Origin of the sequence: Nocardioides sp. Root190 (genome assembly GCF_001428565.1) — a bacterium.
Lineage (GTDB): Bacteria > Actinomycetota > Actinomycetes > Propionibacteriales > Nocardioidaceae > Nocardioides.
Genome location: NZ_LMIA01000001.1, coordinates 425,007 through 439,490 on the forward strand (window position 1 = coordinate 425,007; position 14,484 = coordinate 439,490).

Annotated in this window: 13 protein-coding genes; 1 reads left to right on the forward strand and 12 read right to left on the reverse strand. The window is 71.4% G+C overall.

What is annotated here, in order from left to right:
• Positions 1 to 60: 60 nt before the first annotated feature.
• The 5 genes from ASE01_RS02025 to ASE01_RS02045 form a co-directional block, all read right to left on the reverse strand.
• The gene (locus tag ASE01_RS02025; protein WP_056748277.1) at positions 61 to 561 is read right to left on the reverse strand and encodes a nitroreductase/quinone reductase family protein; all 501 of its coding nucleotides are present in this window, start codon (positions 559 to 561) and stop codon (positions 61 to 63) included.
• A 129-nt stretch (positions 562 to 690) separates the two neighbouring features.
• Entirely contained in the window at positions 691 to 3,255 is a 2,565-nt protein-coding gene (locus ASE01_RS02030) for an ATP-dependent Clp protease ATP-binding subunit (protein WP_056748279.1), read from the reverse strand.
• A gap of 113 nt (positions 3,256 to 3,368) precedes the next feature.
• Positions 3,369 to 4,028, reverse strand: a complete 660-nt coding sequence (locus ASE01_RS02035) for a response regulator (RefSeq protein ID WP_056748577.1) — start codon at positions 4,026 to 4,028, stop codon at positions 3,369 to 3,371.
• Positions 4,018 to 5,265 carry a sensor histidine kinase gene (locus ASE01_RS02040; RefSeq protein WP_056748281.1) on the reverse strand — a complete coding sequence of 416 codons (1,248 nt, stop codon included), beginning with the start codon at positions 5,263 to 5,265 and terminating at the stop codon, positions 4,018 to 4,020. Before ASE01_RS02040 ends, ASE01_RS02035 begins: the two co-directional genes overlap by 11 nt.
• Before the next feature lie 82 nt (positions 5,266 to 5,347).
• Positions 5,348 to 5,686, reverse strand: a complete 339-nt coding sequence (locus tag ASE01_RS02045; protein WP_056748283.1) for a histone-like nucleoid-structuring protein Lsr2 — start codon at positions 5,684 to 5,686, stop codon at positions 5,348 to 5,350.
• A 147-nt stretch (positions 5,687 to 5,833) separates the two neighbouring features.
• Here ASE01_RS02045 and ASE01_RS02050 point away from each other — a divergent pair, with 147 nt between their 5' ends.
• Positions 5,834 to 7,942 carry an acyltransferase family protein gene (locus ASE01_RS02050; RefSeq protein WP_056748285.1) on the forward strand — a complete coding sequence of 703 codons (2,109 nt, stop codon included), beginning with the start codon at positions 5,834 to 5,836 and terminating at the stop codon, positions 7,940 to 7,942.
• Positions 7,943 to 7,964: 22 nt separating this feature from the next.
• Here ASE01_RS02050 and ASE01_RS02055 read toward each other — a convergent pair whose 3' ends face one another.
• The 7 genes from ASE01_RS02055 to ASE01_RS02085 all read right to left on the reverse strand — a co-directional run bounded on the left by ASE01_RS02055 (position 7,965) and on the right by ASE01_RS02085 (position 14,362).
• Complete coding sequence (locus ASE01_RS02055; protein ID WP_157537041.1) at positions 7,965 to 8,483, reverse strand: hypothetical protein; 519 nt, start codon at positions 8,481 to 8,483, stop codon at positions 7,965 to 7,967.
• 181 nt (positions 8,484 to 8,664) lie between these two features.
• Positions 8,665 to 9,438, reverse strand: coding sequence for a type III pantothenate kinase (locus tag ASE01_RS02060; RefSeq protein WP_056748289.1), 774 nt, complete (start codon positions 9,436 to 9,438; stop codon positions 8,665 to 8,667).
• Positions 9,439 to 9,441: 3 nt separating this feature from the next.
• Positions 9,442 to 10,362: a carboxylating nicotinate-nucleotide diphosphorylase gene (nadC, locus tag ASE01_RS02065; RefSeq protein WP_056748291.1), complete on the reverse strand. Its 921-nt coding sequence runs from the start codon at positions 10,360 to 10,362 to the stop codon at positions 9,442 to 9,444.
• Positions 10,359 to 12,065, reverse strand: coding sequence for an L-aspartate oxidase (locus tag ASE01_RS02070; RefSeq protein ID WP_056748293.1), 1,707 nt, complete (start codon positions 12,063 to 12,065; stop codon positions 10,359 to 10,361). Before ASE01_RS02070 ends, nadC begins: the two co-directional genes overlap by 4 nt.
• 45 nt (positions 12,066 to 12,110) lie before the next feature.
• Positions 12,111 to 12,530 carry an aspartate 1-decarboxylase gene (panD, locus tag ASE01_RS02075; RefSeq protein WP_056748295.1) on the reverse strand — a complete coding sequence of 140 codons (420 nt, stop codon included), beginning with the start codon at positions 12,528 to 12,530 and terminating at the stop codon, positions 12,111 to 12,113.
• A 21-nt stretch (positions 12,531 to 12,551) separates the two neighbouring features.
• The gene (panC, locus tag ASE01_RS02080) at positions 12,552 to 13,430 is read right to left on the reverse strand and encodes a pantoate--beta-alanine ligase (protein WP_056748297.1); all 879 of its coding nucleotides are present in this window, start codon (positions 13,428 to 13,430) and stop codon (positions 12,552 to 12,554) included.
• Positions 13,427 to 14,362: a Rossmann-like and DUF2520 domain-containing protein gene (locus tag ASE01_RS02085; protein ID WP_056748300.1), complete on the reverse strand. Its 936-nt coding sequence runs from the start codon at positions 14,360 to 14,362 to the stop codon at positions 13,427 to 13,429. Before ASE01_RS02085 ends, panC begins: the two co-directional genes overlap by 4 nt.
• Positions 14,363 to 14,484: the final 122 nt, after the last annotated feature.

The window sequence follows — 14,484 nt, forward strand, 5'->3', positions numbered from 1 at the left end:
CGTACGGCGTGTCAGGGTGCTTTTGACCCGGGACTACCGCAAACAGGCTGACGTGGGGGGTCAGCGGGGGGTGAGTCGGAAGACCCGGATCTCGCGGTCGGTGCGGGTGCGGTAGACGGCGTACACGGACAGGGAGTCCACCATCTTCTGCCAGCCGGACTCGGCCTCCTCACCGGCGAGGAGCTCGGCGCGCACGGGCACCTCCACGCCGCCACTGATCACGCGGACCTCGGGGTGCGCGATCAGGTTGCCGGTCCAGGCCGGGTGCTTCTCCTGTCCGAAGTTGGAACCGACGACGATCACCGCGTCGCCGTCGCGGGCGAACAGCAACGGGCTGAGCCGCTTCTGCCCGGACTTGCGCCCGATCGTCTCCAGCAGCAGCGACTGCACCCCGACGGGCCCGAGCACGCTTCGCCGACCGTTGGTCCGCAGCATGACCTTGCGGTCCAGCGGCATCAGCTTGCGGATCGCCCAGGAGCCGGGCTTGGTGGAGGCGAGCTTCGCCGCGGCCTTGTTGAGGGTCGCGCTGTTGCCCCAGCGGTAGTCAGGGATCGCAGTCATGAGGAGATCAAAGCAGCCACGCTCAGGGCAGGTCTTCGTCCCGGAGACCAAACAGGACGACCCGGACTGTGTGACAGCCCGGGTCGTCCTGGTGAAGCCTGGTCGAACGTGGTCGAACGTGGTCGTACGTCAGGCAGTCTCGCCGTTGTCGTCGGCGATCTCCGCACCGACCGAGCCGCCGGCCGAACCCTCGGCGACCGTCTCGAGCGGCGGCAGGTCGGGGAGCGCCCCGACCTTCTGGCCCTCGAAGGTGAAGGTCGCAGCCGCGCCCTCTCCCTCGACGTCCACCAGCACGATCTGACCGGGACCGACCTCGCCGAAGAGCATCTTCTCGGCGAGCGTGTCCTCGATGTCGCGCTGGATCGTGCGCCGCAGCGGCCGCGCGCCGAGCACCGGGTCGAAGCCCCGCACGGCGAGCAGGTCCTTGGCCCGCTGGGTGAGCTCGAGGCTCATGTCGCGGTCCTTGAGGCGGACCTCCACCGCAGCGATCATGTTGTCGACCATGGCCACGATCTGCTCAGCAGACAGCGGCGGGAAGACGATGATCTCGTCGACACGGTTGAGGAACTCCGGACGGAAGTGCTGCTTGAGCTCGTCGGAGACCTTGGCCTTCATCCGGTCGTAGGAACCGGCCGCGTCACCCGAGCCGAACCCGATGCCGACCGACTTGCCGATGTCGCGCGAGCCGAGGTTCGTGGTCATGATGATGACGGTGTTCTTGAAGTCCACGACCCGACCCTGCGAGTCGGTCAGGCGACCTTCCTCGAGGATCTGCAGCAGGCTGTTGAAGATGTCGGGGTGGGCCTTCTCGACCTCGTCGAACAGCACCACGGAGAACGGCTTGCGGCGCACCTTCTCGGTGAGCTGCCCGCCCTCCTCGTAGCCGACGTAGCCCGGAGGCGAGCCGAACAGGCGCGAGACGGTGTGCTTCTCGCCGAACTCGCTCATGTCGAGCTGGATCAGCGCGTCCTCGTCACCGAACAGGAACTCGGCCAGCGTCTTGGACAGCCAGGTCTTTCCGACACCGGACGGGCCGGCGAAGATGAACGAGCCACCGGGACGCTTGGGGTCCTTCAGGCCGGCACGGGTACGACGGATCGCCCGCGACAGTGCCCGGACGGCCTCGTCCTGGCCGATGACCCGCTTGTGGAGCTCGTCCTCCATCTTGAGCAGCCGGGTGGACTCCTCCTCGGAGAGCTTCACGATCGGGATGCCGGTCGCGACCGCGAGGACCTCGGCGATGAGCTCCTCGTCGACCTCGGCGACCTCGTCCATGTCACCGGAGCGCCACTGCTTCTCACGCTCGGACTTGGCGAGGATGAGCTGCTTCTCCTCGTCGCGCAGGCGCGCGGCGGCCTCGAAGTCCTGGCCGTCGATCGCGGACTCCTTGCGCTGACGGACCTCGCCGATCTTGTCGTCGTACTCGCGCAGGTCGGCGGGCGCCGTCATCCGGCGGATCCGCAGGCGCGAGCCGGCCTCGTCGATCAGGTCGATCGCCTTGTCCGGCAGGAAGCGGTCGGAGATGTAGCGGTCGGCCAGCGTCGCCGCGGAGACCAGGGCCTCGTCGGTGATCGTGACGCGGTGGTGGGCCTCGTAGCGGTCCCGGATGCCCTTGAGCATCTCGATCGTGTCGGCGATCGACGGCTCGGGGACCTGGATCGGCTGGAAGCGACGCTCCAGCGCGGCGTCCTTCTCGAGGTACTTGCGGTACTCGTCGAGGGTGGTCGCACCGATGGTCTGCAGCTCACCGCGGGCCAGCATCGGCTTGAGGATGCTGGCGGCGTCGATCGCGCCCTCGGCCGCACCGGCACCGACGAGGGTGTGGATCTCGTCGATGAACAGCACGATGTCGCCGCGGGTGCGGATCTCCTTGAGGACCTTCTTCAGGCGCTCCTCGAAGTCACCGCGGTAGCGCGAACCGGCCACCAGGGCGCCCAGGTCGAGCGTGTAGATCTGCTTGTCCTTGAGCGTCTCCGGGACGTTGCCCTTGACGATGTCCTGGGCCAGGCCCTCGACGATGGACGTCTTGCCGACGCCGGGCTCGCCGATCAGCACCGGGTTGTTCTTGGTACGCCGCGAGAGCACCTGCATGACGCGCTCGATCTGCGCTCCCCGGCCGATGATCGGGTCGAGCTTGCCCTCGCGGGCGTCCTGGGTCAGGTTGCGCCCGAACTGGTCCAGGACCAGCGAGGACGACGGGGTGTCCGCGCCGCTCGTGCTGCCGGACGCCGAGGCGGCCGCGCCGCTCTCCTTGCCCTGGAAGCCCGAGAGCAACTGGATGACCTGCTGGCGCACCCGGTTGAGGTCGGCGCCGAGCTTCTGCAGCACCTGGGCGGCGACGCCCTCCCCCTCACGGATCAGGCCGAGCAGGATGTGCTCGGTCCCGATGTAGGAGTGACCCAGCTGCAGCGCCTCGCGCAGGGACAGCTCCAGGACCTTCTTGGCGCGGGGGGTGAAGGGGATGTGGCCGGACGGGGCCTGCTGGCCCTGACCGATGATCTCCTCGACCTGGGCGCGCACGGCCTCCAGCGAGATGTCGAGGGACTCCAGCGCCTTGGCAGCGACTCCCTCGCCCTCGTGGATCAGGCCGAGCAGGATGTGCTCGGTCCCGATGTAGTTGTGGGAGAGCATGCGGGCCTCTTCCTGGGCCAGCACGACCACCCGGCGGGCTCGGTCAGTAAACCGCTCGAACATCTGCACGCTCCTCAAACGTCACGGGGTTGTTCACCGGTTACAACTCCGCGACCAGCCTACGCGTTCCACGTGAGCGACTCGTTTCCGTCCGCTGTCAGCGAAATCCGCCGGCCTCAGCGACCGACCAGACCGTGCTCGTAGGCGTAGACCACCGCCTGGATCCGGTCCCGCAGTCCGAGCTTGCGCAGCACCTCGGCCACGTGGGACTTCACGGTCTCGGCGGCGATGTGCAGATCGGTCGCGATCTCGGCGTTCGAACGACCCTTCGCCAGCTGGAGGAGCACCTCGCGCTCACGCGGGCTGAGGGTGGCGGCGGACGCCGGCTCCGGGCGGGCGCCGGGGACGTCGGCGAAGCGCGCCGCGACCAGCTGACGGCTCACCGCGGGTGCCAGGAGAACGGCCCCCTCGGCCACCAGCCGTACGGCCTCCACGAGCCGCTCCGCGGTCACGTCCTTGAGCAGGAAGCCGCTGGCACCGGCGCGGACCGCGTCGTACACGTAGGCGTCGAGGTCGAAAGTGGTCAGGATCAGAACCCTCGTCGAGTGGTCGTCAGTGATGAGCCGTTTCGCCTCGATGCCGTCGAGCTCGGGCATCCGGACGTCGACGAGCGCCACGTCGGGGCGGGTGCGCCCGACCAGGGCCACCAGCTCGCGGCCGTCGCCGGCCGTACCGACCACCTCCACGCCGTCCTGCGCCGCGAGCAGTGCCGCGAAGCCGGAGCAGATGGCCGGCTGGTCGTCCGCGACGACCACCCGGATCGGGTCAGGCTGCATCCGGATCACCCGTCGGCACGACTGCCACCACCTCGAAGCGCGACCCGGCCGCGTGGATCCGCAGCCGTCCGCCCAGTGCCTCGGCGCGCTCGCGCATCCCCGCCAGGCCCCGTCCGCCGTCCAGGTGGGTCGGCGGATGGTCCACGGCGTTGCTGACCCTGACCTCGAGCAGGCGCGGGGTCGCCTCGACGGCGACCTCGACCTCGGCGTCGGGGGCGTGCTTGCGGGCGTTGGTCAGCGATTCCTGGACCACCCGGTAGGCCGCGTAGCCGGCCGCCGCGCCGACCGGCGAGCCGACGTCGCCCACGAGCCGGACCTCCTGGCCCGAGCGCCGGGTGCGCTCCACCAGCGCCTCCACGTCGGCGAGTGTCGGCTGGGGGGACCGCTCGGCTTCTCCGGCGCGCCCCAGGATGCCCAGGACGCCGCGCAGCTCGTCCAACGCGAGCCGTGCCTCGCCGGCCACCTCAGCCAGCACCCGCTGGCCTGCCTCCCCCAGCTCGGGCTCGGTGTAGGGCGCTGTCTCGGCACGCACCGCGATCAGGGAGACGTGGTGGGCGACCACGTCGTGCAGGTCACGAGCCAGGCGGGCACGCTCGGCGACCACGGCGGCCTGGTCGGCGACCTCGCCCTCGCGGGCGGCGAGGCGGCGGCGCTGCCGCTCGTGGAGCGCGACCGTCCGGAACCACAGGGAGAAGGCCAGGACCACGGCCAGCGCCACCAGGTACACGACGCCGGTCTGGACACGTCGCGGCGTCTGGTCGAGGTAGATGGTGGCGGCGAAGGGAGCGGCCATGTCGACCCCGGACAGGAGCCACCCACCCACCACCAGGCAGGCGGTGCCGAGGGCCGCGAGCGAGGCGAGCGGACGCCGCCACGACGCGGACACCGCGACGCCGCAGAGCGCCGCGACCACCGCGAAGTGCAGCGGGGCCGAGGAGGGGTCCAGCCCGGTGGCGACCACGGGGAGCAGCGCGACGGCGATCCCGAAGGCGGGCCACCGGAGTGCGAGCGCGGGTGCTGGAGCGAGCAGCGCACCCACGACCGCACCGAGCCCGAGCATGCCGCCGCGGTCGACGAAACCCGCCGGACCGGCGAACAGGCCGGCGTCCTCGACGAACCACGGCAGCCAGGTCGCGGTGGCACAGCATACGAACACCACCAGGCCGGTGACCACGGCGGCCGCGCGGTAGGGGGCCGGCACGGGCAGGTCGTGGGCGCGAAGGAAGTTCTCGGTCATGGTGACGATCCTCGATCCGTGCGCACCGGCCGGACCACCCGTGCGGGGGCGGTCTTCGGCCTCCCCCGCACGGGGGAGGTCCTCAGTTGGCGGCGTCGTACGCCTCACGCACGTCGGCGGGGATGCGACCGCGCTCGGGGACCGAGTGACCATTGGAACGGGCCCACTCGCGGATCTCCTTGGCCGAGACGCCACCGGCGGCCGGCGCAGCGCCCCGGGCGGACCTCTTGGCGCCGGCGCCGCCACGACCGACCTTGCGGGCGTGACCGACGTAGGGGGCGAGGGCATCGCGCAGCGCTGAGGCGTTCTTGTCGTTCAGGTCGATCTCGTAGCTCGCTCCGTCGACACCGAAGGCGACGGTCTGCGTGGCGTCGGTTCCGTCGATGTCGTCGACCAGGACGATGTTGACGCGCTGAGCCATGAGTTTCTCCTCGATAAAGTGCTGATATCCGAATTGGATATCCATGACTTTAGTCATTTCGTCGCTCACGACAAGCATCCACGCGCCCATTTTCCGATATTCCTCGATTATCAGCGGTTGGGATCCGTGTGCCACGATGAACCGATCATGCAGCCGTCGTCGGGGACGAAACACGCGCTGCGCAGCGACATCCAGGGCCTGCGCGCGCTGGCTGTGGGACTCGTCGTGGTCTATCACCTGCATGGCGCGGCACTTCCCGGTGGATTCGTCGGCGTCGATGTCTTCTTCGTGATCTCGGGATTCCTGATCACCTCCCACCTGGTCGGTCGCCCGCCCCGCGGAGTTCGCGATCTGGGCGCCTTCTGGGGGCGCCGGCTGCGTCGGCTCCTGCCCGCCTCGCTCGTGGTGCTCCTCGCCACGCTGCTCGCCGTGCGCCTCTTCTCCCCCGAGACGGTGTGGCAGGCCACGGCCACCGATGCCCGCGCCGCCGCCCTGTACGTCGTCAACTGGGCCCTCGCCGGTCAGGCGATCGACTACCTCGCCGCCGACAACGCCCCCACCGCCGTGCAGCACTTCTGGTCGCTCTCGGTGGAGGAGCAGTTCTACTTCGGCTGGCCGCTCCTGGTCGGCGCCGTCGCTCTCCTCGCGCGCCGACGCGGCATCAGCGCCCGCGGTGCCCTCGCCGCCGCATTCGCAGTGGTCACCGCCGGGTCCTTCGCGTGGTCGGTCCACCTGACCTCGTCGAACCCTGCGGCGGCGTACTTCGTCACCCCGACCCGGATCTGGGAGCTGGCCGCCGGCGGGCTGCTCGCCGTCCTCGTCGCCGGCCGCGACGCCCACGACGCCGGTCGACGGGTCGCGGACATGACCAAGGCCCGCCGGCCGGAGCGCCTCATCGGTGCCTGGGCCGGGGTCGCGATGATCGCGGCCGCGGCCGTCCTCTACACCTCCGAGACACCGTTCCCCGGCCATCACGCCGCCCTGCCCGTCATCGGCACCGTGCTCCTCCTCGGCTTCGGCGCCTCCCGCGACGACCGCCTCTCCCCCGGCCCGATCCTGGCGTTGCGGCCCGTGCAGTGGCTCGGCGACGTGTCGTACTCCGTCTATCTCTGGCACTGGCCGCTGATCGTGGTGACCACCGCCTGGTCCGGACACGACCTCGGGTGGCGCACGGGCGCGGTCGTGCTGGCGCTGACCCTCGTGCTCGCCGGACTCACCGAGCGCTTCGTCGAGCGGCCCTTCCGCACGGCGGGTGCGGCGCGCTCGCTGCGGCGGACCTACGGCGTCGCGGTCGCCGCGATGGCCGTGGTCGTCGGCATCGCGACCGTGCAGGTTCTCGAGGTCCAGCACCGCGAGGACCAGGCCGACCGCGAGCTCGCCGCCGCCCTGCGCGACGGCGGCCCGTGCCTGGGCGCCGCGGCCCTGGACGACGGCGCCGACTGCCCGGAGGTCCCCTACGAACGGCTGCTGCCGTCGGTGAGTGCCGCGTCCTCCGACCTGTCCGAGGCCTACGGCGAGGTGGGACCACGGTCCTGCTTCGCCAGTGAACCCGAGTTCGAGTCCGTCGACTGCGTGTTCGGGGACAGCTCCGCCGACGTCACCGTGACCCTGTTCGGCAACTCCCACGCCGCCCAGTGGCTCCCCGCCGTCCAGGCCATCGCCGACCAGCGCGGGTGGCGGATCAGCACCCATTTCTCCGCCCGGTGCGCGACCGCCGACATCCCGCAGGAGTTCGACCGGTCCAGCGCCTCCGCGTCCTGCGTGGACTGGGTCCAGCGCACCGCCGACGAGATCGTGCGCACCAAGCCCGACCTGGTCGTGGTGACCAACCGGCCCCAGGCACTGGTGCCGGGCAAGGACCGGGAGGAGTCCGACGAGGAGTACGCCGACGGCTACACCCGCATCCTGCGCGAGATCACCACCGCCGAGATCCCGGTGCTCGCCATCCGCGACACCCCGGACGCCCGCCGCGACGTCCCCGGCTGCATCGCCGAGCGCGGCGACGACTACCGGACCTGCGACGGACCCCGGGACCGCTGGCTGCCCTACGACCCGATCGTGGACGCCGTCGACCGGATCGACGACGACCGGTTGCGCCTGGTCGACCTGACCGACCGGTTCTGCGGACCGCAGGTGTGCACCCCGGTGATCGGCGGCGTGATCGCCTATCTCGACAGCAACCACATCACCGCGACCTTCGCGCAGACCCTCGCGCCGTACCTCGCGCCGTACCTGGACGACGCGCTGGAGCGCTGAGGCCTCCGGGTCGGACGCCGGCTCACCCCAGCCGGCGGAGCCGGTCCGCGAACTCCTCGAACCCGCTCACGTCCGTCCAGTCCGACGGGGGTCCGTCCTCGTACTCCAACCGGCCGCAGTCGTCGACGAAGGCGCCCTGCAGGCCCACGACGGACAGGCGAGCCCCCTCGGGCAGGGCGGAGGGGCGCGCCTGGTCCACTGCTGCCGGACCGAGGAAAAGCGCGACCGTGGTGCCTTCCGGGAGCCAGGTCTCGAAGTCCTCGATCGAGTGCGCAGGCTCGCCCTTTGTCGACATCACGGGGCCTCGTGGAACGGAGACGTGCACCGACCCGTCGTGGACCAGGCTGGGTTGCTCGTCCTTGAGCAGCTCGACCACCTCGAACTCGAGCGCCAGGCGACGCGACCCTGCGCTGGAGTGGATCGCGGCCATCTCGGCCAGGACCACCGCCGTCGCGTCGGCGAAGAGCACCGCGGCGGGGCGAGGCTGGAAGTCGTAGGCCGTGCCGACGTGGAACACCGACGTCGCTGGCCGACACAGCACCTCCGTCGAGGGAGCTCGGCTCGGCCCGGAGTCCGGCTGAGCAGAGGAACTGCACCCGGCGATCCCCATCACCACCGCGCTGAGAGCCAGCGCGCGAGCGATCCTCGATCGCGGAGTGCCGGTCTGGCGTCGTGTTGTCACACCAGGACGACGGCCACGGCGCGCACCGGGTTCCATCCGGTCAGGTGTTGCGCGCGTGGACCATGCCCAGCCCGCGCAGGGTGAGCCACGGCGCGTGGACCGTGAAGCACCGGCACTCGTCGAGCACGAGCGGGGCCAAGTGACCGGTCGCGATCACCGTCACGTCCTCGCGCTCGGCATCCAGGGCTGCGACGAGCCGTTCGACCATGCCCTCGACCTGGCTGGCGACACCGAACACCATGCCGGACTGCAGGGCCTCGACGGTGTTCTTGCCGATCACGCCACGAGGGCGGACGAGCTCGACCATGCGCAACTGGGCGCCGCCGCGGCTCAGGGCGTCGAGCGAGATCTCGATGCCGGGCGTGATCGCGCCGCCGACGTACCTGCCCTCGGCGTCGACCACGTCGAACGTGGTCGCCGTGCCCCCGAAGTCGACGACGATGGCCGGGCCGGCGAAATCGGATGCCGCAGCGAGGGCGTTGACGATGCGGTCGCTGCCGACCTCGCGGGGGTTGTCGACGACGATGGGTACGCCGGTGCGGACGCCGGGCTCGACGATCACCAGGGCGACGTCGGGGAACTGCGCGGTGAGCATCTCGCGCCAGGCATTGAGGACCGACGGGACGGTGGCACACACGGCCACGCCGGTGACCGTGTCGCCGAGACGACCGAGCAGACCGCGCAGCAGCACGCCCCACTCGTCGGAGGTCCGGTGCTCGTTGGTGGACACCCTCCAGTGCGCCGTGACCTCGCCGTCCTCCAGCAGCCCGAGGACGGTGTGCGCGTTGCCGATGTCGGCGGCGAGGAGGGCCACGGCTCAGTCCTGCGGCGTCCGGAAGTCGAGACCGAGGTCGAACACGTCGACGGAGTGCGTGAGCGCGCCGACGGAGATGAAGTCGACGCCGGTCAGGGCGACCTCGCGGGCGCGCTCGATGGTGAGTCCGCCCGAGGCCTCGAGCGTCGCGTGGCCACCGGCAGCGGCGTTGATCCGCACCGCCTCGGCCATGTCGGCGGTGCTCATGTTGTCGAGCAGCACCTCGGTGCAGCCGGCCGCCAGGACAGCGCGCAGCTCGTCGAGGTCCATCACCTCGACCTCGACCCTCAGGCCGGGGTTCGCGGCGACGACGGCCTGGTACGCCGGAACGACGCCACCCGCCGCGACGGCGTGGTTGTCCTTGACCATCGCCCGGTCGACGAGGCTGAACCGGTGGTTGACCCCGCCGCCGCAACGCACGGCGTACTTCTGCAGGGCGCGCCAGCCGGGGAGGGTCTTGCGGGTGTCGAGGACGCGGGCCCGGGTGCCGGCCAGGGCCTCGACCCAGGCCGCCGTGGCGGTGGCGACACCCGACAGGTGCGAGGCGAAGTTGAGTGCCGTGCGCTCGGCCGTGAGCACGCCCTGGACGGGTCCCGACACGGTCAGCACGACGTCGCCGGGCGTGACCCGGGTGCCGTCGGGGACGCGGCCGGTCACCTCGACCGTGTCGCCGAGCGCGTAGGCGAACGCCAGCTCCGCCACTGCGAGGCCGGCGACGACGCCGGGCTCGCGGGCGCTGAAGTCGGCGACGGCGTGGCCCATGTCGGGCATCGCCGCGCTCGTCGCGTCGTCGACGCCACCGGGCAGGTCCTCCTCGAAGGCGAGGACGACGTGGTCGAAGACGGCTCGCGGGTCGAGCCCGGCAGCCGCGATCTCCTCGACGAGCGCGGCCGGCAGGGCGGCGTACGGCGTCCGGGCGATCATGCGACGCCGCCGTCCGTGGCTGGCGAGGGCGTGAACGCCACCGTGGTCACGCCGTCGTTCATGCGTACGTCGAAGTGCCCGGCCCAGGTCTGGTCGTCCCGCTCGGGGAAGTCCTCGCGCCAGTGGGAGCCGCGGGTCTCCTCGCGCAGGGCCGCCGCGTCCGCGAGCGCCGCGCTGATGGTGACCAGGTTGGTGGCCTCCCACGACGTCTGGTCGATCGCGTCGGCGGTGACACCGGCGAGCTTGTCGAGCACGGCAGCACCCTCGGCCAGGCCCGGCGCCGAGCGGAGCACGCCGACCCGGGAGCTCATCGTCTCCTGGAGCTCGCGGCGCACCTCGCCCGCGACGAGGCCCTCGGTGCGGTCATCAGCGCCGGGCTCGCGCCAGGCGGGGAGCTCGGCGGGCAGCACGTCGGCGATCCGCCGCGAGAACACCAGTCCCTCGAGCAGCGAGTTGGAGGCCAGTCGGTTGGCGCCGTGGACGCCGGAGCAGGCGACCTCACCGGTCGCGTACAGGCCGGGCAGGTCGGTCCGTCCGACCAGGTCGGTGCGCACGCCTCCGGACGCGTAGTGGCAGGCCGGTGCGACCGGGATCAGCTGGGTGACCGGGTCGACACCGTGCGAACGGGTGGTCGCGAGGATCGTCGGGAACCGGCGCTCCCAGAACTCCGCGCCGAGATGACGGGCGTCGAGCCACATGTGCGGGCGGCCGGTCTCGAGCATCCGCTTCATGATCGCCTTGGCCACCACGTCGCGCGGAGCCAGGTCGGCGAGCTCGTGGACGCCCTGCATGAAACGGTTGCCGCCCTCCTCGGGCAGGCCGTCGACGAGGAATGCGCCCTCGCCACGGACGGCCTCGGAGATCAACGGCTGCTGGCCGCGCGACTCCGGGCCGAGGTACATCACCGTCGGGTGGAACTGGACGAACTCGAGGTCGCGCAAGGTCGCTCCGGCGCGCAGTGCGACGGCCATGCCGTCGCCGGTGGACACCGAGGGGTTGGTGGTCTGGGAGAACACCTGGCCGAGGCCGCCGCTGGCGAGCACCACGGCCCGGCAGTGCACGGCGCCGACGCCGTCGCGCTCGCCCTCGCCGATGACGTGCAGGGTCAGCCCGGCGACGCCCGTGACACCGGCCTCGTCCCGGCCGAGCAGCAGGTCGACGGCCAGCGCGTGCTGGATGACCTCGATGTCGGGAGCCGCCTCGATCGCGGCGATCAGCGCCCGCTGGATCTCGGCGCCGGTGGCGTCGCCCCCCGCATGCGCGATCCGGTCGCGGTGGTGGCCGCCCTCACGGGTGAGCGAGAGCTCGCCGTCGGGCGTGTGGTCGAAGTTGGTGCCGAGGGCGATCAGCTCCCGCACCGCCTCGGGCCCCTCGGTGACGAGGATCCGCACGGCGTCGAGGTCGCAGACGCCGGCGCCCGCGACGAGGGTGTCCGCCTCGTGCTCGGCGGGGGTGTCGCCGGGCCCGAGCGCGGCGGCGATCCCGCCCTGCGCCCACTGCGTCGAACCGGCAGCGAGCACGTCCTTGGTGACGACGAGGATCTTCTCGACCTGCCCCCGCAGCCTCAGGGCAGCCGTCAGTCCGGCGATCCCGGAGCCGACGATGACCACGTCGGCACGGGTGGTCCAGCCGGGACCGGGTGCCCGAAGGCGTCCCGGGAGGCGTCGTACGGCGGCAGGGGCCGCAGGCTGCTCGGTGGGCATCGGGTCAGGCTAGCGATCAGTGACGTTCGGCGCTCAGCGGGCGCTTCAGCGCGCCGCGGTCACGTCGCCGCGCGACAGCGTCGGGTCGCCGAACGTCTCGGCCGGGTCGAAGCCGGTCGCCATGATCTTGTTGTCGGCGTCGACGAAGACCACGTGGGGCTGGTACTCCTTGGCCTCCTCGGTCGACATCTGGCCGTAGGCGATCAGGATGACCAGGTCCCCGGGGTGGACCAGCCGGGCGGCGGCACCGTTGATGCCGATCACACCGGAGCCACGCTCGCCCGCGATCGTGTACGTCTCGAGCCGGGCGCCGTTGGTGATGTCGACGATGTGGACGAGCTCACCGGCCAGCAGGTCGGCCGCGTCGAGGAGGTCCTCGTCGACGGTGACCGAACCGACGTAGTGCAGGTCGGCCTGCGTGACGGTCGCTCGGTGGATCTTGCTCTTCATCATGGTGCGCAGCATGGGTTTCTCCTCCAGTGCCGTTCAGAAACTCAGGGGCAGGTTGTCGATCAAGCGGGTCGTGCCGACCCGCGCTGCGACGAGCACCCGGCCCTCGGAGCCGGGCTCGGGGTAGTCGGGCAGCTCGCCCAGACCGGTCGTGGTGAGGGCGAGGTAGTCGAGTTCGATGCCGGGCTCCGCGCGCAGGACCTTCATCGCCGCCCAGCGCGCGGCGGGCACGCCGTGGGCAGCCCGGTCCTGGGCCGCGCGCAGCGCGCGGCTGAGGGTCGCGGCCTGCTGGCGCTGCTCGTCGTCGAGGTAGCGGTTGCGGCTGGACCTGGCCAGGCCGTCGGTCTCACGGTCGGTGGCCACACCCACGACCTCGATCCCCAGGCAGAGGTCCGAGGCCATCCGGCGGATCAGCGCGAGCTGCTGGTAGTCCTTCTCGCCGAAGATCGCGACATCGGGACGGACCAGTCCGAAGAGCTTGGCGACCACGGTGAGGACTCCCCGGAAGTGACCGGGGCGGCTGGCGCCCTCGAGCACGTCCGCGAGCGGACCGGGCTGCACCGTCACGGCCTCGCTGACGACGCCCTCGTGCGGCACCCCGTCGGGGTACATCTCGACAACCGTCGGCGCGAAGACCACGTCGACGCCCTCGGTCGCGGCGATCTCGAGATCACCCTCGAAGGTGCGCGGGTAGCGGTCGAGGTCCTCGTCCGGCCCGAACTGCAGCGGGTTGACGAAGATCGACAGCACGACGGTGCCCTCGGTCCCGGCGCGCTCACGGGCCATCTGCAGCAACCTGGCGTGCCCCTCGTGGAGCGCACCCATCGTCGGCACGAACACGACGGGACCGCCGACCTGGAGGCCGGCCAGATCCGCCCGGCTGCGTGCGACAGCGGGCGTGGTGCGCACCGTCACCCGCGGTGGTCCTCGCTCGGCCGGACGAAACGGGCCTCGAAGCGAGCGCGATGGTCGCCGTCGTCGTACGCAGCGAGCACGTCGGCGATCTTGAGCGCCTGGATCCCCAGGAGGCGGCCGTCGGTGACCGAGCGGTCCAGGGTGGCCCAGGCCATCGCGACGTACGACGGCAGGGTGTCGGGTGCGTTGGACGAGATGTCCGCCAGGTGCGCGGCAACGGTCCGCACGTCGCCGCGGACGATCGGGCCGGTCAGTGCGGCATCGCCGTGGGCCAGCGCGTTGTCCAGCGCGGCGTCGAGCAGCGGGCGGAGCGTGCCGGCGGGGTCGTCGACACCGGCGGCGGCGAGCAGGCCCATCGCCTCGCTGACGAGGGTGACCAGGTGGTTGGCGCCGTGGGCGAGCCCGGCGTGGTAGAGCGTGCGCATCTCCTCGGGCACCCAGGTCGGGCGGCCTCCGAGGTCAGCGACGAGGGACTCGGCGAGCTCACGCTCGTCGGCTCCGGCGGTCAGGCCGAAGACGCAGCCGTGCAGGCGCTCCAGGTCGACGGCCGTGCCGGTGAAGGTCATCGCGGGGTGCAGGGCGATGACCTTGGCGCCGACCGCAGCAGCCGGCGCGAGAACGGCGAGGCCGTGGCGACCGGAGGTGTGGGCGACGTACTGCCCCGCCTGGATCGCACCGCTGTCGGCGAGCACGCGCACCACGTTGGGGAGCATGTCGTCGGGGACGGTGAGCAGCAGCAGGTCGGCCCGGCGGGCGACATCGCTCGGCTTGAGCATCGCGACACCGGGCAGCAGGTCGGCAGCGCGGCGACGCGAGGCGTCGGACTCGCCGGCAGCGGCAACCACGGGATGGCCGGCCGCACTCAGGCCAGCAGCCAGGACGGCGCCGACGCGACCAGCGCCGATCACGCCCACGCGGAACTTGTTCGACATCGTGAACCTTTCGTTCCCGTCCCGCCGACCACTGCCCGCAGGCAGCCGGTGTGGGTACCGGACGTTGTGCTCAAGGTGTGCCCGGGGTTCCGGGACAGCCACAACCGTACGCCCGTCCGGAG